Source organism: Paenibacillus periandrae, from assembly GCF_022458865.1.
Classification (GTDB): domain Bacteria; phylum Bacillota; class Bacilli; order Paenibacillales; family NBRC-103111; genus Paenibacillus_S; species Paenibacillus_S periandrae.
Window position 1 is genome coordinate 1 of the sequence record NZ_JAJNMU010000183.1, and the last position, 276, is coordinate 276.

The 276-nt window shown below is 49.3% G+C and carries 1 protein-coding gene; it reads left to right on the forward strand.

Features of this window, described 5'->3' with window-relative positions; genetic code table 11:
- Window positions 1-276: hypothetical protein (locus tag LRL21_RS47485; RefSeq protein WP_240422245.1), on the forward strand; the 276-nt coding region annotated here is incomplete at both ends.

Genomic DNA, 276 nt, shown 5'->3' on the forward strand with positions numbered 1-276 from the left:
TATGGTGTGGGACAATCTGAATCAGTTTTGGCAGGGATCGCAGCCTTGGCTTGTGGTAGCGTCCAACTGGCAACACCCTTCCCCGAATACCAGCTCGGTCCGCAAGTGGGTAGCACCTCAAACTGGGCTGGTTCGTATTACAGGAAATGCAGCTATGCTTTGGGGAAGCGGAGGGAATGGTGTGACCGTGAAAATATTACATAATTCCGCCCTTAAATGGTCAACGAATCTTGCTTATAACGATTTACGAGGAACTGATACGGATGTATCGGTAGG